This is a genomic window from Streptomyces sp. GQ60, assembly GCF_059758875.1.
The window spans coordinates 90,732-110,902 of record NZ_JCAXEG010000015.1 but is presented as its reverse complement, the minus strand read 5'-3'; the positions used below and the strand labels follow the sequence as shown (position 1 = coordinate 110,902).

Genomic DNA, 20,171 nt, shown 5'->3' with positions numbered 1-20,171 from the left:
GTACCGGCCGGCGACTCGCGATTCATATGCGCGTACGGGTGGCGATCACCTCTTGCGCACGACGACGAAGTCGGCGAGCGCCACGAGCTGGTCGCGCACGCGCTGGTCCATGTCCACGTCGTCGAGGGCCTTGATGGCGATCTCGTACTGGCGGCGCGCCTCGTCGGCGGTCCACCGGCGGCCGCCGGCCGCCTCGATGAGCGCGGCGCGGGCCGCGAACTCCTCCTCGGAGAAGTTCTCGAAGTCGTTGCTCTTGGCGTCGGCGGCGAGCAGCTCGGCGAGTTCCTCGCAGGCCGGTCCGCCCGCGGCGAGCGCGGCGACGACGGGCAGCGACTTCTTGCGCTGGCGCAGGTCGCTCCACGTCTGCTTGCCGGTGGACTCCGGGTCGCCCCAGATGCCGAGGAGGTCGTCGACGGCCTGGAAGGCGAGGCCGAGGTGGTAGCCGTACTCCTCCAGCTTGTCGGCCGTCCGGTCGTCCGCGCCGCCGAGCACGGCGCCGATGGAGACCGCGCAGGCGAGCAGGGCGCCGGTCTTGTTGCCCTCCATCTCCAGGCACTCTTCGACGGTGACGCTCTCGCGGTGCTCGTAGGAGATGTCCTGGGCCTGGCCGTCGATGAGCTTGCGGCTCGCGGTGGTCAGGCGGCGCGCCGCGCGGCCGGCCTCGACCGTGCCGAGCTCCAGCAGCACCTCGTTGGCCAGGGCGAACAGCGCGTCGCCGACCAGGATGGCGAGGGCGGGTCCGTGGACCTTCCACACGGTGTCGCGGTGGCGGCGCTGCTCGTCGCCGTCCATCAGGTCGTCGTGCAGCAGGGAGAAGTTGTGGACGAGCTCGACCGCGACGGCGCCGGGGATGCCGACCTCGGCGGCGGCGCCGGCGGCCTCCGCCGAGAGCAGGGCGAGGGCGGGGCGGACGGCCTTGCCGCCGTCGCCGTCAGCCGGGTTGCCCTGGGCGTCGATCCAGCCGAAGTGGTAGGCGGCGACGGTGTCCATGGGCGCGGCGAGCCGGTCCACGGCGGCGCGGAGCACGGGCGTCGAGAGCGTACGGCCTCGTTCGAGGAGGGCGCGCGTGTCCGCCTTCTCCCCGCCGGCCGGGCCCGCACTGGCGTCCGTGTTCTCGACGGCCGGATTCCCCGGGTTCACTGGCTCTCCTCTGGTTCCTGTACGTACGGCGGTGCTTGGTGCCGCGGTGCTCTGTGCTGCGGTGCTCTGTGCTGCGGTGCTCTGTGCCGAGTCGCGTGGTGCTGCGGTGCCGGTGATGGTCATACCGCCTCCTGCAAGGGGTGTTCGCGGTGGCGGCCCAGCGGGACGAGCGCGGCACAGGCCGCGCCGAGTCCGCTGCGGACGGCGCTCTCCATGGTCGCGGGCCAACCCGTCGCGGTCCACGCACCGGCGAGGTAGAGCCCCGGCGTGTCGGTCCGGGTGCCGGGCCGCAGCCGTCCGACGCCGGGGGTCGGGGCGAAGGTCGCGGTGCGCTCCCGGGTGACGAAGAAGTCGCGCACCTTGGCTCCGCGCGCGGCGGGCAGCAGCCGTTCCAGCTCGGGCAGGTACTTGGCGCGCAGGACCGAGACGGGTTCGTCGATGTCGTCGTGGGCGACCGACTGGGACAGCGCCAGGTACTGGCCGCCGTCGGGGAGGCCGGAGGAGTCGGTGCGGTCGAAGACCCACTGCACCGGTGATCCCAGGGCGGCGAAGAACGGCTGCTTGAGCACCTTGCGGTCGTAGACGACGTGCACGTTGAGGATCGGCGCGGTGCCGATGTCGAGCAGCTTGTCGGGGTCGGCGAGCGCCCCGGCGGGCAGCAGTCCGTGCGCCTCGCGCTGCGGGACGGCGAGGACGACCGTGCCGGCGTCGAACGAGCCGCCTTCGGTGCTCACCCGCCAATCACCCTCCGGGGTACGGGAGATGTCCGTGACCCGGGTGCGCAGTTCGGTGCGCACCCCGGCGGCGTCCAGCGCCTTGCGGGCGAGGGTGTCGTGCAGGTCGCCGAGCGGTACCCGGGCCCAGCCGATGTCGGCCGCGCCCTTCTCGGAGAGCAGGCCGGTCTTGAAGACCATGGCGGCCAGGCCCAGCGAGGACTGCGCGGCGGTGGCGTTGAGCGTGGCGATGCCGACGAGGTCCCACAGCGCCTCGATGGTGCGCGGGGACTGGCCGTACCGGCCGAGCCAGGTCGCGAAGTCCACGCCGTCGAGCGCCGGGTCGGCGGGGTCGAGGCGGCGCAGCGCGAGGGCGGCGCGCCCGACGGACGCCCGCTCGGCGAGCGAGAGGTGCGGGTAGCGGGCGAGGGAGCCGGCCAGGTGCAGCGGTACGGGCAGGGCGCTGCGCCGCAGCCGGCCGAGCCGGGGGCCGCCGGGGTGGGCGACGTCGAGCACGGGTACGTCGAGCCGGTCCTGCAGGGGCGCCAGGTCCGTGCCGTCGACGCGGTCGAGGAACCACCGGTAGGCGGTGCAGCAGCGCAGGTAGACGTGCTGGCCGTTGTCCACGGTCAGTTCCCCGCGCTTGAAGGAGAACGCCAGGCCGCCGAGGCGGGGCCGGCCCTCCAGCAGGGTCACCCGCAGGCCCGCGTCGGCGAGTTCCAGCGCGGTGGTGACGCCGGCGAGCCCGCCGCCGACGACCACGGCGTGGTGCTCGGTCATGCACCCTCCTCTGTCGCTCCCACAGACGCCGCCCGGCGCCGCGGGGTTGCTCCCGCCGGCCCCGCCGGCACGGCCCGCCGGCCCGCCGTCATCAGAGCCGCCTCCTGGTGCTCTGGCGCGCGATGGTCCGCGCGTCCAGGCCGGAGAGGCCGCGGACGGCCACGTACGCCTTCTCGTGCGGCGGCAGCGAGACCCGGCCGCGGAGCACGGCCTCGGGCTCGCGCTCGATGCGGTCGAGCAGGCGCCGGTAGATGCCGGCCATGGCCGCGACGCAGGCGCCGCTGCGCCGGTCGAGCAGCGGCAGCAGCCGGTAGCCCTCCACGAACAGGGCGCGGGCCCGCCGGACTTCGTGGTGGACGAGCCCGGCGAAGTCCGCGCCGCTGGGCATCCGGTCGCTGTGGAAGCCGTCGGAACAGCCGAACTTGGCGAGGTCCTCGGCGGGCAGGTAGGTGCGCCCGTTGCCCGCGTCCTCGCGAACGTCCCGGAGGATGTTGGTGAGTTGCAGGGCGAGGCCGAGGGTGTCGGCGTACTCGCCGGCCCGTGCGGCGTCGTGCGCGCCGAGCCCGGCGGGTCCGGCGTTCCCGCCGGAGTGCGCGGTTCCGAAGACGCCGAGCGAGAGCCGGCCGATGGCCCCGGCCACGCAGCGGCAGTAGGCCTTGAGGTCGTCCCAGGTCTCGTACGTCTCGCCGCGGACGTCCATGAGGACGCCGTCGATGAGTTCGTCGAGCCCTTCGAGCGGGATCGGGAAGCGGCGCGAGGCGTGTGCGAGGGCGACCGCGACCGGGTCGGTGTCGTCCTCGTCGATCTCCTCGGCACGGATCCGGCCGAGCAGGGTGCGGGTCTCCTCGAGCCGGATCAGTTTGACCTCGTGCGGCAGCGTGCCGTCGCCGATGTCGTCGACCCGCCGGGAGAAGGCGTACAGCGCGGACATCGCCTGCCGCTTGTCCGCGGGCAACAGCCGGATGCCGTACGCGAAGTTGCGCGCCTGCGAGCCGGTCACCGCCTCGCAGTAGCCGTAGGCCGCCGCGATCAGTGAAGACGTCGCGGCCGGTGCGGACATCGCTGTCGGCACGGACGGCGCACCCGGTGCGGAAGCGTGTGTGGGGCCCTCCACGGTCGGGCTCACCCCTTTCTCGGCGCTGAGCGCAGGACGGCGGCCACTTCGCGGAGCAAGCCGCTCTTGGTGGCCTTGGGCGGGCCGGGAAGGACGTCGAAGCCGGCGGCGGTGACGGCTCGCAGGGCGGCGCGTCCGCCTCCCACGAAGCCCGCGAGCAGCAGCCGGAGCCTTCCGTGGACGCTGCCCACGAGGGGCGTGCCTTCGTCGAGGAGCTCCCGGGCCCGTTCGGTCTCGAAGGCGACGAGGGCGCGTACGGACGCGCCCGCGGTCGGGGCCTTCAGGTCGGTCTCCGTGACGTGGAAGCGGCGCATGTCCTCGCCCGGGAGGTAGATCCGGTCCCGGGCGAGGTCCTCGGCGACGTCCTGGAGGTGTTCGGCGATCTGCAGGGCGGTGCAGACGGCGTCGGAGCGGCGGATCCGCTCGGGGGTGCTGGTGCCGGTGAGGTCGAGCACGAGCCGGCCCACCGGGTTGGCGGAGAGCTCGCAGTAGCCGACGAGGTCGCCGTACGTCGCGTAGCGCGCGACCCGCTGGTCCTGGCGGTTGGCTTCGATGAGCCCGAGAAACGATTCGGGGGTGAGCCCGTGGGCGCGTACGACGGGCTGGAGGGCCAGCATCAGGGGATGGCGCGGCGGCCCGTCGGTGCCGCCGAAGACGCGCCGGAGGTCGGCTTCGAGGGCGTCGAGCATGGCGGGCCGGTCGTCGGCGGCGGCGGGGTCGAGTCCGAGCAGCACGGCGTCGTGGCCGCCCGGGGCGAGGTCGCCGTCGCCGATGTCGTCGACCAGGCGGGCGTACCCGTAGACCGCCATCAGGCCGTCGCGCCAGGCGCGGGGCAGGAAGGCGGGGGCGACGGGGAAGTTCTCGGAGCGCGCCTTGCCGAGGGTGGCGGCGCCCGGGTGGGCGGGGAAGGGGCCGGAGGCGTCGGGCAGCGCGTGCGGCCGGGGGCTGGTGCCGTGCCCCGGGGTCACCGCCCGCCGCCCGCGGCGGGGACGGCCGTCGTGCCTGGGGGCCGGAGAATTCCCGTAGCCATTGCCGTCACATCTCCCGTTCTACACTGCCAACCCAATACATCCTATTTCGGACACGCCGCCGCGTTTTCCCCGGGGCGTCCTGGGCTATTCGCCTTTGGGGGAATCGCCCCCTCTTGCCCGCGATTGGGGCCCGGCCCAGCTTACGCTGTACAACGCCGCCGGGGCTCGACGGGTATTCGCTCCACCGCACAATGTCGCCCGCGCGCCACCCCGGCGAAAAGAAGGCCGCGAAGTGCGCCCGGCAGCCGTACGGCATGCGACGGCCCCCGCCGCCGGACGCGGTGGGGGCCGTCGGCGGAAATCCGTCAGCCGGTCGCCTTCTCGTACGCCGCGACGACCTCGTCGGTGGGGCCGTCCATCAGGAGTTCGCCCCGTTCCAGCCACAGCACCCGGTCACAGGTGTCGCGGATGGAGTTGTTGTTGTGGCTCACCAGAAAAACGGTGCCGGCCTTCTTGCGCAGTTCGCGGATGCGCGCCTCGGAACGCACCTGGAACTTCCGGTCACCGGTGGCCAGCGCCTCGTCGATCATCAGGACGTCGTGGTCCTTCGACGCGGCGATGGAGAAACGCAGACGGGCGGCCATGCCCGAGGAGTACGTGCGCATCGGCAGGGAGATGAAATCGCCCTTCTCGTTGATGCCCGAGAAGTCGACGATGTCCTGGTAGCGCTCCCTGATCTGCTCGCGGGTCATACCCATCGCGAGGCCGCCGAGGACCACGTTGCGCTCGCCGGTGAGGTCGTTCATCAGCGCCGCGTTGACACCCAGCAGCGAGGGCTGGCCGTCGGTGTAGACCTTGCCGGACTCGCAGGGCAGCAGGCCCGCGATGGCGCGCAGCAGGGTGGACTTGCCGGAGCCGTTGGAGCCGATGACACCGATGGCCTCGCCCCGGTACGCGGTGAAGGTGACCCCGCGCACGGCGTGGACCCGGCGGACGCCCGGTGCGTCGCCGCCCCGGCGGACTATCTTGCTGAGCGCCGCCGTGGCGCTGCCCTTGCCGGAGCTGCCGGTGTTGACCCGGTAGACGATGTGCACGTCGTCGGCGATGACGGTGGGGACGTGCCCCTGGTTGTTCTCAGCCACGGCCGTAACGCTCCTCAGCCTTCCAGAAGTACACGAATCCGCCGAGTCCGATCAGGACCGCCCACGCGACGGCGAAGGCCCAGACGTGGGGCGGAAGGTTCTCCCGGCCGTACCCGTCGATGAGCGCGAAGCGGATCAGGTCCATGTAGATGGCGGCCGGATTCCACTGCAGCGCGTCCGCGATCCAGGTGGGCTTGCCCTTGAGCATCTCGCTGATCGAGAACATGACGCCCGAGGCGTACATCCACGTACGCGTGACGAACGGCATGAGCTGCGCGAGGTCGGGGGTCTTGGAACCCATCCGGGCGAAGATCAGCGCGAGACCGGTGTTGAAGGCGAACTGGAGGACCAGCGCCGGGAGCACCAGCAGCCAGGAGAGGCTCGGGTAGTTGCCGAAGCCGACCGTGACCACGAACACGACGATCATCGAGAACATCAGCTGCTGGAGCTGCTGCAGCGAGAAGGAGATCGGCAGTGAAGCGCGCGGGAAGTGCAGGGCGCGGACCAGGCCGATGTTGGACGGGATGGCCCTGACACCCGCCATCAGCGAGCTCTGCGTGAAGGTGAAGACGAAGACGCCGATCACCAGGAACGGGATGTAGTCCTTCTCGTCGATGCCTCGGCCTGCGTCGAGGATCAGCCCGAAGATCAGGTAGTAGACCAGCGCGTTCAGCAGCGGGGTCGCCACCTGCCAGATCTGGCCGAGCTTCGCCTGGCTGTACTGGGCCATCAGCTTGGCCCGGGAGAACGCGATGATGAAGTGGCGCCGGTCCCAGAGCTGGCGCACGTACGCGACCAGGCCCGGCCGGGCTCCGCTGACGGACAGGCCGTACTTCCTGGCGAGCTCCGCGGGGCTCAGCCCGGCGTCTTCGGACGGCCGCTTGCTCGTGGCAAGGGCTCCGTCCCGGGTTGTGTCACTCACAAGATGAAACTTTCCGTCTTCATGATGCGGCAGAAGGTGGCATCGGGCCTGAGTCGATCGGTTCGTGATCGCGCCATGGTCTCAGACCCGGACGTGTCAGATGACAGGCGGTCTGCCCAGCCGGGTCAGCCGCCAGACCGTACGCCATCTCATGGGGCGCCGGGGACCGCAGGAGGTGGTCCAGCCCTCCTTGAACCCGCCGAACCAGGCCTTGAGCGCGGGCCCCGAGGGCTTGCGCAGGAGCGTCAGCAGGAGCCAGACGCCCACGTAGACCGGGACCAGCGGGGCGGGCAGGTTGCGGCGGGCGAGCCACACCCGGTTGCGAGCCACCATACGGTGGTAGACCGCGTGCCGGGAGGGGGCCGTGGCGGGGTGCAGGAGCACCATGTCGGCCCGGTAGTCGATCAGCCACCCGGCGTCGAGCGCCCGCCAGGCCAGATCGGTCTCCTCGTGCGCGTAGAAGAACAGCCCCGGCAGGTCTCCGACCTGCTCGAACACCTTCGTGCGGACGGCGTTGGCGCCGCCCAGGAAGGTGGTGACGCGCGAGGAGCGCATCGGGTCGGCGGCCCGCAGCCTGGGGACGTGCCGGCGCTGGGTCTCGCCGGTCTGCGGATCGGCGATCCGGAAGCTGACGATGCCCAGCTCGGGGTCCTCGGAGAAGGCCTGCCGGCACAGCTCGGCGGTGTCGGTGCGCTCCAGGAGTCCGTCGTCGTCCAGGAAGAGCAGGACGTCCACGTCGAACCCGTCCGAGCCCGTGCCGCCCGCGGTGCGGAACGCGTCGATGCCGACGTTGCGGCCGCCCGGGATGCCCAGGTTCTCGGGCAGCTCGACGGTGCGCACGCCCGCCGCCGGGTCCGCCAGGCCGGGGAGCCGTACGCCCTGGCCCACGACGACCACCTCGACCGGGGCCCCGTCCTGGCGGGCCACGGAGTCGAGGAGCGCCTTGAGGTCGTCCGGGCGGTTGCCCATGGTGATGATGACGGCGCCCAGCCGCAGCGGCGCCGTCACTTGAGCCTGCTGGAGGCCAGGACCGACACCAGGTGGAGCACGGTCTGCAGCAGTGCGATGCCGGCGAGCACCGCGACGCCGAGGCGGGAGAAGTAGAGGTCGCCGCGGACCTGGTCCAGGACGGCCAGCACCAGGATGAGCAGCGAGGCCTCGATGCCGAGGACCAGGCGGTGGAACTTGAGCGCGGCGGCGGCCCGGCGGGCGAGCGCCATCCCGGACGAGCGCGGCGTGGCCGCCGCGTCCTGGACCACGGGCTTCCCGGCCTGGTGGCGGGCGACGCCGACCAGGTCGGTCTCGGCCTTGATCAGGATCGCGCCGAGCGCCGCGAGGGTGCCCAGGAAGGCCCACAGCCAGTCGATGCGCCCGGTGCCCCACAGGTCGGAGGCGCGCAGGCCGAAGCCGACGAGCACCGCCGCGTCGCACAGGTAGGCGCCGACCCGGTCCAGGTAGACCCCGGACAGCGAGAACTGCTTCTTCCAGCGGGCGACCTCGCCGTCGACGCAGTCGAGCAGCAGGTACATCTGGACCGCGACCACGCCGAGGACGGCGCCCCATACGCCGGGCACCAGCAGGGCCGGGGCGGCGAGGACGCCCGCGAGGGTCATCACGTAGGTCAGCTGGTTCGGCGTGACCTTGGTGGTGACCAGGAGGCGGGTGATGCGCAGGGAGATCTCGCGCATGTAGAGGCGCCCGCCCCAGTGCTCGCCGCTGACCCGGTCCTTGACGCCCGCCGGGTGAACGACGGGCCGGAGTTCAGCTACGGATGGTCTTGGCATAGTCGGCGTAAGCGTCCCTGATCTCGGCTGCGGACAAGTTGAGGTGTTCCAGGATCGTGAAACGTCCCGGACGGGTCTGGGGGGCGTACTCGACGGCCGCGACGAACTCGTCCACGCTGAACCCGATCTCCTCGGGCAGCACGGGCAGGCCGTGCCTGCGCAGTACCTCGACGAAGAGCCCGGACTTCTCGGCGGCGCCGCGCAGGTGCATGGCGAAGGCCGCGCCGATGCCGACCTGCTCGCCGTGGAGCGCGGAGCGTCCCGGGTGGAGCAGGTCGAAGGCGTGGCTGATCTCGTGGCAGGCGCCGGACGCCGGGCGGGTGTCCCCGCTGATCGACATGGCGATGCCGGTGAGGACCAGCGCTTCGGAGAGCACGGTGAGGAACTCGTCGTCGCCGCAGCCACCGGGGTGGCGCAGCACGGACTCGCCGGCGGTACGGGCCATGGCGGCGGCCAGGCCGTCCACGGGCTCGCCGTTGATCTCGTGCGAAAGCTCCCAGTCGGCGATCGCCGAGATGTTGGAGATCGCGTCGCCGATTCCGGAGCGGACGAACCGCACCGGGGCGTCGCGGATCACGTCGAGGTCGATCACCATGGCGATCGGCGTCGGGACTCCGTAGGATCCCCGGCCGTTGTCGTTGTCCAGCGTGGCGACCGGCGAGCAGATACCGTCGTGCGCCAGGTTGGTGGCGACGGCCACCATGGGCAGTCCGACCCGCGCCGCGGCGTACTTCGCCACGTCGATGATCTTGCCACCGCCCAGGCCCACGACCGCGTCGTAGCGGCGACCCTTTATGTCGTCGGCCAGCTTGACCGCGGAGTCGATGGTGCCGTCGACGACGGGGTACCAGTCGGCGTGCGGCAGCACGGCTTCCAGCTTGGCGCGCAGCACCGCGCCGGAGCCGCCGCTGATGGCGATCGCGAGCTTGCCGGACGCGGAGACGCGCTGGTCGGCCAGGAGGCCGGCCAGGTCGTCCATCGCGCCGCGGCTGATGTCGACGACGAGGGGCGAGGGGATGAGCCTCGTCAGTACTGGCATGCGATCGTCCGGCCCTTGGCGAGGTCGTCGTGGTTGTCGATCTCGACCCACTTGACGTCACCGATGGGGGCCACGTCGATGGTGAAGCCGTCGTTGACGAGCTGCTGGTAGCCGTCCTCGTAGTAGAGGTCGGGGTCGCGCTCGAAGGTGGTCTTCAGGGCCTCGGCCAGCGCCTCGGCGGCCTCCGGCTCGATGAGGGTGACGCCGATGTACTCGCCGGTCGCGGTGGCCGGGTCCATCAGCTTGGTGATCCGCCGGACACCCTTCTCGCCGTCGGTGATGACCTTCATCTCCTCGTCGGCCAGGCTCTTGACCGTGTCGAGGGCGAGGATGATCTTCTGGCCCTTGCCGCGGGCGGCGAGCAGGGTCTTCTCGACGGAGACCGGGTGGACGGTGTCGCCGTTGGCGAGGATCACACCCTGCTTGAGGACGTCACGGGCGCACCACAGGGAGTAGGCGTTGTTCCACTCCTCGGCCTTGTCGTTGTCGATCAGCGTGATCTTGACGCCGTACTTGGCCTCCAGGGCCTCCCGGCGCGCGTACACGGCTTCCTTGCGGTAGCCGACGACGACGGCGACCTCGGTCAGACCGACCTCGGCGAAGTTGCCGAGCGTCAGGTCGAGGACCGTGATGCTCTCCTCGTCGCCTTCGGGTCCGACGGGCACGAGGGCCTTGGGCAGGGTGTCGGTGTAGGGACGCAGCCGGCGTCCGGCTCCGGCAGCGAGGACGAGGCCGATCATGCTGGTTCTCCTTCGTCATGTACGGCGGGTGCCCCGGAGGAAACCCAGAAGCGGATGCTCTCCACGAGCACCACGAGTGCCACGAACACGGCGAGGGCCGTGAGCGCGACGGGGAAGTCCACGGCGCGCGACGCCAGGACGGAGGCCAGGACCGCGATGACCAGGATCCGGCCTTCGTGCCCGCCGATCGTCCGCACCAGCCAGTGCGGGGGCGCGCCGGTGCCACCGCGGATGCGGTAGACCGTGTCGTAGTGATGGTAGGCGACCGCCGCGACCAGTCCGAATGCAGCGGGAAGGGCCCCGGGGACGTCCGCCTTGGCGGCGAGGATCAGGACGGTCGTGTATTCGGCGGCCCGGAAGACGGGCGGCACGAGCCAGTCGAGCGCGCCCTTGAGGGGGCGGGCGACGGCAGCGCCGGCGAGTACGGCGTAGAAGACGGCGGCGACGATCACCTGGCGGGCGCCGAACTCGTACGCCCAGGCCGCCCACAGCAGCGCGGCCGAGCCGATCACGGCGGCGGCGATCCCCGCGCCGGGGGCCATCCGGCCCGCCGCGCGGCCCGTGAGCTCGGCGACCGGACCCGAATCCGCGAGGTCCGCCAGCGCCCGGGCAGCCCGGTCGGTCCGCTTCGCCTTGCGGGTCAGCGAGCGCAGGACCCGGCCGGCGGTGGTGTAGAGGGCGCCGAAGGCGCAGCCGACGAGCAGGGCGTAGAAGACGATCCGCGGGGTGGTGAAGGCGATGAGGACCGCGATCATGGCCCAGCGCTCGCCGATCGGCAGGATGATCATGCGGCGGACCCAGACCGTCCAGCCCCGGCTGTCGAGCTTGTCGGACAGGGCCGCGGTGGGGCTCGTATTCGCGGTGGCGTCGTGGTTGGCCTCGTTGAAGGCGAAGTCCACGACGTGCCGGCAGGTCATCAGGATCATGGCGCCGAGGGCCAGGGCCCAGACGTCATCGCCGTTCCTGGCCGCGCCGAGCGCGAGGCCCGCGTAGAAGGAGTACTCCTTCGCACGGTCGAAGGTGGCGTCGAGCCAGGCGCCCATCGTCGAGTACTGGAGCGAGTAGCGGGCGAGCTGCCCGTCCGCGCAGTCCAGGACGAAGGAGACCAGGAGCAGTACGCCGGACGCCACGTAGCCCCAGCGGTCGCCGGTGGCGGCGCAGCCGGCCGCGATCAGCGCGGTGATCAGCGAGGCGGTGGTGACCTGGTTGGGGGTCAGTCCGCGGCGGGCGCACCAGCGGGCGAGGTAGCGCGAGTACGGGCTGATGAAGAAGGTGGTGAAGAACCCGTCGCGGGACTTCACGGCGGTGCGCAGCCGGACGGCCTCCTCGTCGACCGCCGCGACGGCGGCGGCCGCCGTCGCGCGCTCGGCCGCGGTGGCGGGCACGGCGGCGACGAGGGTGCCCAGCTCGGGGCGGTGCACGGGGGTGCCGGCGGCCTCGACCACGGCGGCGAGCCGGTCGGGGTACGGGCCGTCGCCCACGGGGGCGGACACGTCGAGCGCGGCGGCCCGGTCCAGGGCCGCGCGGGCGCCCGGCTGGACGGCGAAGGCGCCGGTGACGGAGCAGGCGTCGAACCGCGGGTCGGTCAGCGCGAGGCGCAGGGCGTGCAGGTGCCCGACGAACTCCCCGTCCACGACGGCCACGCGCTGGTCGGCGGGTACGAGCGCCAGCGCGGCGGTGGCGTCCGACGGGGTGGCCGCGGGGCGGACGTCGAAGCCGAGGGAGCGCAGCTCGTCGGCCAGCGCTGATCCGGGCACCGGCAGGCCGGTAAGGATGACGGTCGGCAGACGAACTCACTCCTTGCACGCACACGGATAACGAGCGCCGAGTGGACCGGCGGCACGTCGGCAGAGGCTATCGGATGAACGGAAGCGGGGGTTCACCGCCTGTTTACGCTCCGATAGGCCGAAAATCACGGGCCTGTCGACCCTGTGCCGATCATCATCGACGATCAGGAGGAGCGATCACAAACCGCCGGCGGCGCCGCTGCTGTTAAGCTCGCCGCAGACGCGTACGAGTTTCGCAAAAGCGTCCCAATCGCCCGAATGTCACGCGTGATGTGACGAAGGAAAGAAAGAGGTGGGGTTGATGACCGTCGCAGGCGTCGCCGCCCAGCGCAGCGCACTCCGGTTCGTCCCCCTCTCCTTCCGGGCGTCCGGCCGGGTCTGATCACACCGATCGTCCCCGTCGGCCGGAGCCCCCTTTCAAGGGTTCACGTTGACCGACCACACCGGTAACACCAGCAACTCCCACTCCACCGATTTCAGCACCCAGAGCGACCTGTTCTTCGAGGCGTTCTTCGCGCTGCACCGCGGCCTGCCCCGGCAGTCCCCCGGTTCCGAGGCGACCACCCGCCACCTGCTGTCCCTGTGCGGACCGCTGCCCGAGCGGCCGCGCGTCCTGGACCTGGGTTGCGGTCCCGGCCCCAGCGCCCTGCTGCTCGCCGCCGAGGCGGGCGGACACGGGGCCGAGGTCACCGCCGTCGATCTCAACGACGGCTTCCTCGACGAGCTCCGTGCGGCCGCCGCGGCCCGCGGGCTCACCGACCGCGTCCGCGCCGTCAAGGCGGACATCGGCGACCTCGCGTATCCGGGACGGCTCCTTCGACCTCGTCTGGGCCGAGGGGTCGGCCTACAACATCGGCTTCGCCACCGCGCTCGCACGGTGGAAGCGGCTGCTCGCCCCCGGCGGCACCCTCGTGCTCAGCGAGTGCGAGTGGACCGTCGACGAACCCTCCGCCGGGGTCCGCGCCTTCTGGGACCCGCACTACGCGCTGCGCTCCACCGCCGACAACCTGGCCGCCGTCCAGGCCGCCGGCTACCAGGTCCTCGGCGTCCACCGGCAGCCCGACTCCGACTGGGCCGCCTACTACGGTCCGCTCGGCGAGCGGGCGGCCGGGGCGCCGGAGCACGCGGGGCCCGATGCCGCGGCCGCGCTGGGCTTCGTACGCGAGGAGATCGGCGTACGGGAGCGGTACGGGCACGAGTACGGATACACCGCCTACGTCCTGCGGCCGGTGACGGCCGGGGACGGCGGTGCCTGGCCCGTCCGCCCCGAGGCGGCCGGGGACGCGGCCGCCGTGCACGCGCTGAACTCCGCCGCCTTCGAGACCCCGGCCGAGGCCGACCTCGTGGACGCGCTGCGCGCCGACGGTTCCTGGCTGCCCGGCCTCTCCTACGTGGCCGAGGGCCCGGACGGGTCGGTCGCGGCGCACGCCCTGCTGACCCGGTGCGAGGTGGACGGGGTGGCCGCGCTCGCGCTCGCCCCGGTGGCCACCGCCCCCGCGCTCCAGCGCTCGGGCGCCGGCAGCGCGGTCGTACGGGCGCTGCTCGCGGCGGCCGCGGAGCGCGGGGAGAAGCTGGTGCTCGTCCTCGGGCATCCCGAGTACTACCCGCGCTTCGGGTTCGTGCCGGCTTCGCGCTTCGGGATCAAGGCGCCCTTCGAGGTGCCGGACGAGGCCATGATGGCGCTGGTACTCGACGATTCGGTGCCGGTTCCCGCGGGCACGATCACGTACCCGGCCCCGTTCGGGGTATGACGCCGGGACCGGCCCGCGGCCGGATGAATTGACCGATCGGCACGTTCCGCCCCCCGTCGCATATCACGCGGCGGGGGGCGGACATGCGCGGATCACCGAAGTCGGGGCAATCCCCATTTGTACGGCAGACTGAAAGCCGAAGTCCGAAGCGAAGGATGGGTATGCCGACCACACCAGCCACCGCCGCGAACAGTGCGACCACCGGCACCGGCGCTCAAGAACCGATCATGCTCGAACTGGTCGACGAGTCCGGCAACACCATCGGTACGGCGGAAAAGCTCTCCGCCCATCAGGCGCCCGGTCAGTTGCACCGGGCGTTCTCGGTGTTCCTCTTCGACGAGCAGGGCCGGATGCTGCTCCAGCAGCGCGCCCTCGGGAAGTACCACTCCCCCGGTGTCTGGTCGAACACGTGCTGCGGCCACCCCTACCCCGGGGAGTCGCCGTTCGCGGCGGCGGCCCGGCGGACCCACGAGGAGCTGGGCCTCTCGCCCTCGCTGCTCGCGGAGGCGGGGACGGTGCGCTACAACCATCCGGACCCGGCGTCCGGGCTGGTGGAGCAGGAGTACAACCACCTCTTCGTGGGACTCGCGCAGCGGTCGGTGCGGCCGGATCCGGAAGAGATCGCGGACACCGCGTTCGTGACCGCGGAGGAACTCGCGAAGCGGCACGCCGAGGTCCCGTTCTCGGCCTGGTTCATGACCGTGCTGGACGCCGCCCGGCCCGCGATCCGCGAGCTGACGGGCGACGCGGCGGGCTGGTAGCGGCAGGAGGCGGCCGGAGACGGACTGCCCCGAAGGGTCGCGCCCGATCGCGCCCGCGAGCGGGCTCAGACCGCCGAGGTCGGGGTGGCGGCGGGTGACGCGGCGGCCGTGGTGAGCGGCAGGGCCGCCCAGATCACCTTGCCGCCCGTGGAGGTGTGCTCCACGTCGCAGACCCCGCCGGCCTCCAGCGTGATCTCCCGGACGAGGAGCAGGCCGCGGCCCCCGGTCTGGCCGAAATCGGCCTCGAGCGCCTTGGGGCGGTACGGGTGGTTGTCCTCGACGGCCACCCGTACCCACTCCCGGCCGATGGCGACCTCGACCGCGACCTCCGGCGAGAGCAGGGCCGCGTGCCGGACCGAGTTCGTCACCAGTTCGGAGACGATCAGCAGCAGGGAGTAGACCAGGTCCCGGTCGGCCGGCACCTCCTGGCGGCCGAGCAGGTCACGGACCGCACGGCGGGCCTGCGGAACGGATTCTTCTACTGCGGGTGCCGTGAATCGCCACACTCCCTCGTACGCGAGGGGGGCGGCCTCGACCTCCGGCTCCTCCCCCTTGACTGGCGGGACGCTCCCGCTCACATCCATCTCCCGGCCCCCGTCTTCACGCTCGATCGTCTGCACACGTCAAGAGTGGGGACCGGACCGCTCCGGCCCGGACCGCTGACCAGAAGTCAGCATCAATCGGACACTTTCTGACCACTGGCGTATGACAGAGTCAGTTGTTCGACCGTTCCTGATCTTCTGGGGAACCCTTCTCGGCCGCCCCGTACGTCTCGGGCGCCGCGACTCCCGCCCCTCCCGGCGTCACCGGAACCTCGTCGTCCCTGACCAAGCCCAGGATGCGGCGTGCCCCCATGCCCACGGCGATCAGACTCAGGCCGTCGAACAGCAGCGCGAGGGAAAAGAACGCTCCGATCACGTACAGGCTGCTGCCGGGCCAGTTGGCGAGGATCAGGAGGCCCAGCAGGATGCCGAAGGCACCCTGGACGAGGGTCAGCCCGAGGTGCGCGCCCCGCACCACGACGGCGCCGGCCAGCCGGAACACCCCGCCGGTGAGGAACAGCAGCGCGGCGAACATGGTGAGCGCCTCCGCGCTCGCCTCAGGGCGGCGCAGGATCACGAATCCGGCGGCGATGTTGATCGCGGCGACGATCACGGCGAGCCAGAAGTAGTTGCTCTTGCGGGACTGGATCGCCTGGAGCAGGCCCACCACGCCGCCGGCCAGCAGCAGCCAGCCGAAGAGGAACATCGTGGTCAGGGTGGCGACACCGGTGTAGACGAGGCCCACCAGCCCGGCCACCACCAGGAGCACCCCGAGCAGGGCCATCAGCGCGAAACTGCGGCTGACCTTCTTCTTGTCGTCCTTCATGTCCTGCGGACCCGTACGGTCCGCTCGCTCGGCACGGTCTGCGCCCATGGACGCGCCACCTTTCAGCTGCCCCCGACGGACCCCGCGGACCCCCTCGACTGCCTGCCGGTCCACCGAGCTGCCGGGTACCGGTCTCTTGATCATAGGTTTGACCGTCCGGGATAGCATCCGGCGCATGGACGCAGCCCTCCTCTCCTCCGTCGCCGACGGGGTCGCCACCGTGGTGATCTCGCACCCCGCCAAGCGCAACGCCATGACGGCCGCGATGTGGCGCGGGCTGCCGGAGCTGCTGACCGGGCTCGCGGCGGATCCCGCCGTACGGGTGCTGGTCCTGACGGGGGCCGGCGAGACCTTCTGCGCGGGCGCCGACATCTCCTCGCTCACCGGGGACGAGGATCCGCAGGCCCTGGCCGTGGCGGCGGAGGAGGCGCTCGCCGCCTTCCCCAAGCCCACGCTGGCCGCGATCCGCGGGTTCTGCGTGGGCGGGGGCAGTCAGCTCGCCGCCGCCTGCGATCTGCGCTTCGCGGAGGAGGGGGCTTCCTTCGGGGTGACGCCGGCGAAGCTGGGCATCGTGTACGCGGCCTCGTCCACCCGGCGCCTCGCCTCTCTGGTGGGCCCGGCGGCCGCCAAGTACCTGCTCTTCTCCGCCGAGTTGATCGACGCGGAGCGGGCGCTGCGCATCGGACTGCTGGACGAGCTGCTCCCGGCGGGGCAACTGGCCAAGAGGGTGGTGGAGTTCACCCGGATCCTGGCCACGCGTTCCCAGCTCACACAGAGTTCGGCGAAGGAGTTCGCGGACGGCCGCACGGACCGGGACGCGTACTGGGCCGCGCAGTCCGCCGCGAGCGGCGACATCGCGGAGGGGGTCGCCGCCTTCCTGGAACGCCGCGCGCCCGCCTTCACCTGGACTCCGCCGGCGGAGTGAACGCGCGCCGGACCCGACCTGCGCGGAGTCCCCGGGCGGCGACTCCCGCACACGGGCGGGTACGGAGCGTCACTTCTCCCCGTCGGCGCGTGACCCCTCGGGCCTGCCGCCGCTGCACCCCGGGCCCGGGACCCGGACGCGCGGGGCGCGGATAGGATCGGGGCATCATGACTGCAACCCTCGTCGCCAAGAAGCTCACCGCCGCGCACGGTGAGCGCACGCTCTTCGCCGATCTCGACCTCGTCGTCGCGCCCGGCGACGTCATCGGCCTCGTCGGCGTCAACGGCGCCGGGAAGTCCACCCTGCTGCGGATGCTCGCCGGGCTGGACACCCCCGAGACCGGTGAGCTGCGCCTCTCCCCGCCCAGCGCCGCCGTCGGGCACCTCCCGCAGGAGCCCGAGCGGCGCCCCGGCGAGTCCGTCCGCGAGTTCCTGGCGCGGCGCACCGGGGTGGCCACCGCACAGGCGGAGCTGGACGCGGCGACGCAGGGCCTCGTGGACGGAGACCCGGGCGCCGACGACGCGTACGCGGACGCCCTCGACCGGTGGCTGAACCTCGGCGGGGCCGACCTCGACGAGCGGGCCCTGCAGGTCGCCGACGACCTCGGGCTGTCCGTCGGCCTCGACCTGCCGATGACCGCCCTGTCCGGCGGGCAGGCCGCCCGCGCCGGACTGGCCTCGCTGCTGCTGTCCCGCTACGACGTCTTCCTGCTCGACGAGCCCACCAACGACCTCGACCTCGACGGTCTGGAGCGTCTGGAGCAGTTCGTGAAGGGGCTGCGCGCCGGCACGGTCGTGATCAGCCACGACCGCGAGTTCCTCACGCGCACCGTCACCAAGGTCCTCGAACTCGACCTGGCCCAGCAGCAGATCAACCTCTACGGCGGCGGCTACGACGCATACCTGGAGGAGCGCGAGCGGGCCCGCAACCACGCCCGCGAGGAGTACGACGAGTACTCCGACAAGCGCTCCGCCCTGGAGGACCGGGCGACGATGCAGCGCGGCTGGATGGACAAGGGCGTGAAGAACGCGAAGCGCAAGTCCACCGACAACGACAAGTCCGCCAGGAAGTTCAGCGCCGACGCGAGCGAGAAGCAGGCCTCGAAGGCCCGCCAGACGCAGCGCGCGATCGAGCGGCTCGAGGTGGTCGACGAGCCGCGCAAGGAGTGGGAGCTGCGCATGGAGATCGCGGCGGCCCCGCGCTCCGGTTCGGTGGTCGCCACCCTGCGCGAAGCATCCGTCCAGCGCGGGGACTTCGTCTTCGGACCGGCCAGCCTGCAGATCGACTGGGCGGACCGGGTCGCCATCACCGGCGCCAACGGGGCCGGGAAGTCGACCCTGTTGGCCGTTCTCCTGGGCCGCCTCGCCCCGGACTCCGGCTCCGCCACCCTCGGCTCGGGCGTACGGGTCGGCGAAGTCGACCAGGCCCGCGGCCTGTTCCTCGGTAACGAACCCCTCATCGACGCCTTCTGCGCCGCCGTGCCCGACACCGAACCGGCCGAAGTCCGCACCCTGCTCGCCAAGTTCGGCCTGAAGGCGGCGCACGTGACCCGCCCGGCGGCCACCCTCTCCCCCGGCGAGCGCACCCGGGCGGCCCTGGCGCTGCTCCAGGGGCGCGGGGTGAACCTGCTGGTGCTGGACGAGCCGACGAACCACCTCGACCTGCCGGCGATCGAGCAGCTGGAGGCCGCTCTCGAGGCCTACGAGGGCACCCTGCTGCTGGTCACCCACGACCGCCGGATGCTCGACGCGGTCCAGGTGACCCGCCGGCTGCACGTCGCGGACGGCAAGGTCGCCGAGCTCTGAGTGCCCGGCGACCCGCCGGTCCGTGGATCTCCACGGGCCGGCGGGTCGCCGGCGGTTCGGCTACAGCCCCTCGTTCTGGGCGGCCGCCCGCTGGGCCTCGAAGTTCTTCACGTACTCGGAGAAGACCGTCCCGTCCGCGTCGTCCCACTTGAGCAGCGACTCGTCGTTGTACCGGAGCGCCGTCATCGTGTACGTGTGGCTTCCGGTGAAGACGATCTTCTTGTTCTTGGCGCCGCCGTACGCGCCCTCCACCAACAGGTACTTGGTGTGGCTCATCGTGCCGCCGCGCTCTTCGTTGTTCAGCTGGTGCAGGGCGATGCGGCCCTTCGCGGTCGGCCTGGCCAGCCAGTCGGCCACCTGCAGACCCTGCTCCGACTCCAGCGTGTCGACCGCCGGTGCGGGCTTCCAGTTGTCGAGCTTGCCGTAGACGATCTCCACGTAGCAGCCCGCGTTGGCGAGGTTCCAGAGTTCCTTGGCCACCGCGGGGCGGGTGATGTGGCCCTGAGCGATCCGGATCTTCGTCCGGCCGTCGGAGGTGCCGAAGCCCGCACCGTTACCGCCGCAGGAAATCGGGTCCGACTCACCTGTGGCCGGCTTGCCCACGTTCATGAGGATGTTGACGATCACATCGTTCTTGCTGGCACTCGCTTCGACGTACTTCTTCGGAAAGAAGTAGACCTTGGCGTTGCCCGCCTGCGTGTCGATCGGATAGTCGTCGACCTGCAGCGCCGTCCCCCCGGCGGCTGCGGCGGCCTGCTTGGTGAAGTATACCGAGTAGCCGTCGAACAGCTCCTTGTTGCCGGCCACCGTCATCGCGTCGTTCCACCTGGTGTACAGATCCTGCGCGGTGAGGTTTCCGGAGGACTGCACCACCACGTTGTCCACCGGGACGTCGCCGTTGCCCTTGGTGCGGGAGAACAGGAAGAACTTGTCGTGGTTGACGTTGTCGTACGAGCCGTCCGGGTCCGTGGGCGTCGTGTCCGGGTCCTTGGCCAGGCAGGCCTCCCCCACCTGCTTGCATCTCCGCACCCAGGAAGCATCGCCCTCGCTGGCATTCAGCGATTTCTCCAGTTCGGTGGTCGCAGGGCTGGTGCCCCTGGCGTCGAGGACCACCTGAACGGAGACACCCCGGGCGTGGGTGGCAATCAGCTTCTTGGTGAGCCACTCGGACTGGTACAGGAACAGGGATATCCGGATGGACGACTCCGCCTCGGCGCCGTCGACGAGGTTCCCCAGGTGGCCGAGGATCCGGGCCTGCTCGGCCACCTTCGTCGGGTCGTTGAACACGGGGCCGGTCTTCACCGCGAGAACGGGCTCCGCACTCGCGGCCGGGGCGCCCACCAGCATGGACCCCAGCGCGAGCGCGATGACGGCCGTTCTGAACTTGCTCTTGATCGTTGTCACGCGAGCATTGTCAACCAGCGCGACG

General features: G+C 71.6%; 17 protein-coding genes and 1 pseudogene. 4 read left to right on the top strand and 14 right to left on the bottom strand.

The features are described from left to right. Positions 1-45: 45 nt before the first annotated feature. The 11 genes from AC6CKD_RS29555 to AC6CKD_RS29505 all read right to left on the bottom strand — a co-directional run bounded on the left by AC6CKD_RS29555 (position 46) and on the right by AC6CKD_RS29505 (position 12,132). On the bottom strand, positions 46-1,140 hold the full coding sequence (locus tag AC6CKD_RS29555) for a polyprenyl synthetase family protein (RefSeq protein ID WP_498331451.1): 1,095 nt from the start codon (positions 1,138-1,140) through the stop codon (positions 46-48). Positions 1,141-1,259: 119 nt separating this feature from the next. Further along, the gene (gene hpnE, locus AC6CKD_RS29550; RefSeq protein ID WP_498331449.1) at positions 1,260-2,633 is read right to left on the bottom strand and encodes a hydroxysqualene dehydroxylase HpnE; all 1,374 of its coding nucleotides are present in this window, start codon (positions 2,631-2,633) and stop codon (positions 1,260-1,262) included. Between the two features lie 91 nt (positions 2,634-2,724). After that, positions 2,725-3,759 (bottom strand): presqualene diphosphate synthase HpnD, encoded by a 1,035-nt coding sequence (gene hpnD / locus AC6CKD_RS29545; RefSeq protein WP_498331447.1) that lies wholly within the window; start codon positions 3,757-3,759, stop codon positions 2,725-2,727. Continuing rightward, complete coding sequence (gene hpnC / locus AC6CKD_RS29540; protein ID WP_498331581.1) at positions 3,756-4,676, bottom strand: squalene synthase HpnC; 921 nt, start codon at positions 4,674-4,676, stop codon at positions 3,756-3,758. Before hpnC ends, hpnD begins: the two co-directional genes overlap by 4 nt. Before the next feature lie 407 nt (positions 4,677-5,083). Continuing rightward, on the bottom strand, positions 5,084-5,860 hold the full coding sequence (locus tag AC6CKD_RS29535; protein WP_498331445.1) for an ABC transporter ATP-binding protein: 777 nt from the start codon (positions 5,858-5,860) through the stop codon (positions 5,084-5,086). Then, positions 5,853-6,782 carry an ABC transporter permease gene (locus tag AC6CKD_RS29530; RefSeq protein WP_498331443.1) on the bottom strand — a complete coding sequence of 310 codons (930 nt, stop codon included), beginning with the start codon at positions 6,780-6,782 and terminating at the stop codon, positions 5,853-5,855. The genes AC6CKD_RS29535 and AC6CKD_RS29530 overlap by 8 nt, the downstream gene beginning before the upstream one ends. Positions 6,783-6,878: 96 nt before the next feature. After that, on the bottom strand, positions 6,879-7,751 hold the full coding sequence (locus AC6CKD_RS29525; protein WP_498331579.1) for a glycosyltransferase family 2 protein: 873 nt from the start codon (positions 7,749-7,751) through the stop codon (positions 6,879-6,881). Between the two features lie 35 nt (positions 7,752-7,786). Next, the gene (locus AC6CKD_RS29520) at positions 7,787-8,566 is read right to left on the bottom strand and encodes a CDP-alcohol phosphatidyltransferase family protein (protein ID WP_498331441.1); all 780 of its coding nucleotides are present in this window, start codon (positions 8,564-8,566) and stop codon (positions 7,787-7,789) included. Then, on the bottom strand, positions 8,544-9,605 hold the full coding sequence (locus tag AC6CKD_RS29515) for an iron-containing alcohol dehydrogenase family protein (RefSeq protein ID WP_498331440.1): 1,062 nt from the start codon (positions 9,603-9,605) through the stop codon (positions 8,544-8,546). The genes AC6CKD_RS29520 and AC6CKD_RS29515 overlap by 23 nt, the downstream gene beginning before the upstream one ends. Then, the gene (locus AC6CKD_RS29510; protein WP_498331439.1) at positions 9,593-10,345 is read right to left on the bottom strand and encodes a phosphocholine cytidylyltransferase family protein; all 753 of its coding nucleotides are present in this window, start codon (positions 10,343-10,345) and stop codon (positions 9,593-9,595) included. The genes AC6CKD_RS29515 and AC6CKD_RS29510 overlap by 13 nt, the downstream gene beginning before the upstream one ends. Next, positions 10,342-12,132, bottom strand: coding sequence for a DUF5941 domain-containing protein (locus tag AC6CKD_RS29505; RefSeq protein WP_498331577.1), 1,791 nt, complete (start codon positions 12,130-12,132; stop codon positions 10,342-10,344). The genes AC6CKD_RS29510 and AC6CKD_RS29505 overlap by 4 nt, the downstream gene beginning before the upstream one ends. A 493-nt stretch (positions 12,133-12,625) precedes the next feature. On the opposite strand from AC6CKD_RS29505, the pseudogene AC6CKD_RS29500 reads away from it, so the two are divergent. Beyond that, a pseudogene (locus AC6CKD_RS29500) lies at positions 12,626-13,883 on the top strand (bifunctional class I SAM-dependent methyltransferase/N-acetyltransferase). 161 nt (positions 13,884-14,044) lie between these two features. Continuing rightward, a complete protein-coding gene (gene idi / locus AC6CKD_RS29495) occupies positions 14,045-14,644 on the top strand; it encodes an isopentenyl-diphosphate Delta-isomerase (RefSeq protein WP_250740854.1) in 600 nt (199 codons plus the stop codon). Between the two features lie 65 nt (positions 14,645-14,709). Here idi and AC6CKD_RS29490 read toward each other — a convergent pair whose 3' ends face one another. Together AC6CKD_RS29490 and AC6CKD_RS29485 are read right to left on the bottom strand one after the other, a co-directional pair. Then, positions 14,710-15,228, bottom strand: coding sequence for an ATP-binding protein (locus tag AC6CKD_RS29490; RefSeq protein ID WP_498331575.1), 519 nt, complete (start codon positions 15,226-15,228; stop codon positions 14,710-14,712). A gap of 130 nt (positions 15,229-15,358) precedes the next feature. Continuing rightward, positions 15,359-16,012 carry an HdeD family acid-resistance protein gene (locus tag AC6CKD_RS29485; protein ID WP_498331573.1) on the bottom strand — a complete coding sequence of 218 codons (654 nt, stop codon included), beginning with the start codon at positions 16,010-16,012 and terminating at the stop codon, positions 15,359-15,361. 175 nt (positions 16,013-16,187) lie between these two features. Between AC6CKD_RS29485 and AC6CKD_RS29480 the strand changes: the two genes are divergently transcribed. Further along, entirely contained in the window at positions 16,188-16,937 is a 750-nt protein-coding gene (locus tag AC6CKD_RS29480) for an enoyl-CoA hydratase/isomerase family protein (RefSeq protein ID WP_498331437.1), read from the top strand. Between the two features lie 167 nt (positions 16,938-17,104). After that, the gene (locus AC6CKD_RS29475; protein ID WP_498331435.1) at positions 17,105-18,742 is read left to right on the top strand and encodes an ABC-F family ATP-binding cassette domain-containing protein; all 1,638 of its coding nucleotides are present in this window, start codon (positions 17,105-17,107) and stop codon (positions 18,740-18,742) included. A 60-nt stretch (positions 18,743-18,802) separates the two neighbouring features. Here the strand turns inward: AC6CKD_RS29475 and AC6CKD_RS29470 are convergent, their stop codons facing one another. Continuing rightward, positions 18,803-20,146 carry a phospholipase D-like domain-containing protein gene (locus AC6CKD_RS29470; RefSeq protein ID WP_498331434.1) on the bottom strand — a complete coding sequence of 448 codons (1,344 nt, stop codon included), beginning with the start codon at positions 20,144-20,146 and terminating at the stop codon, positions 18,803-18,805. Positions 20,147-20,171: the final 25 nt, after the last annotated feature.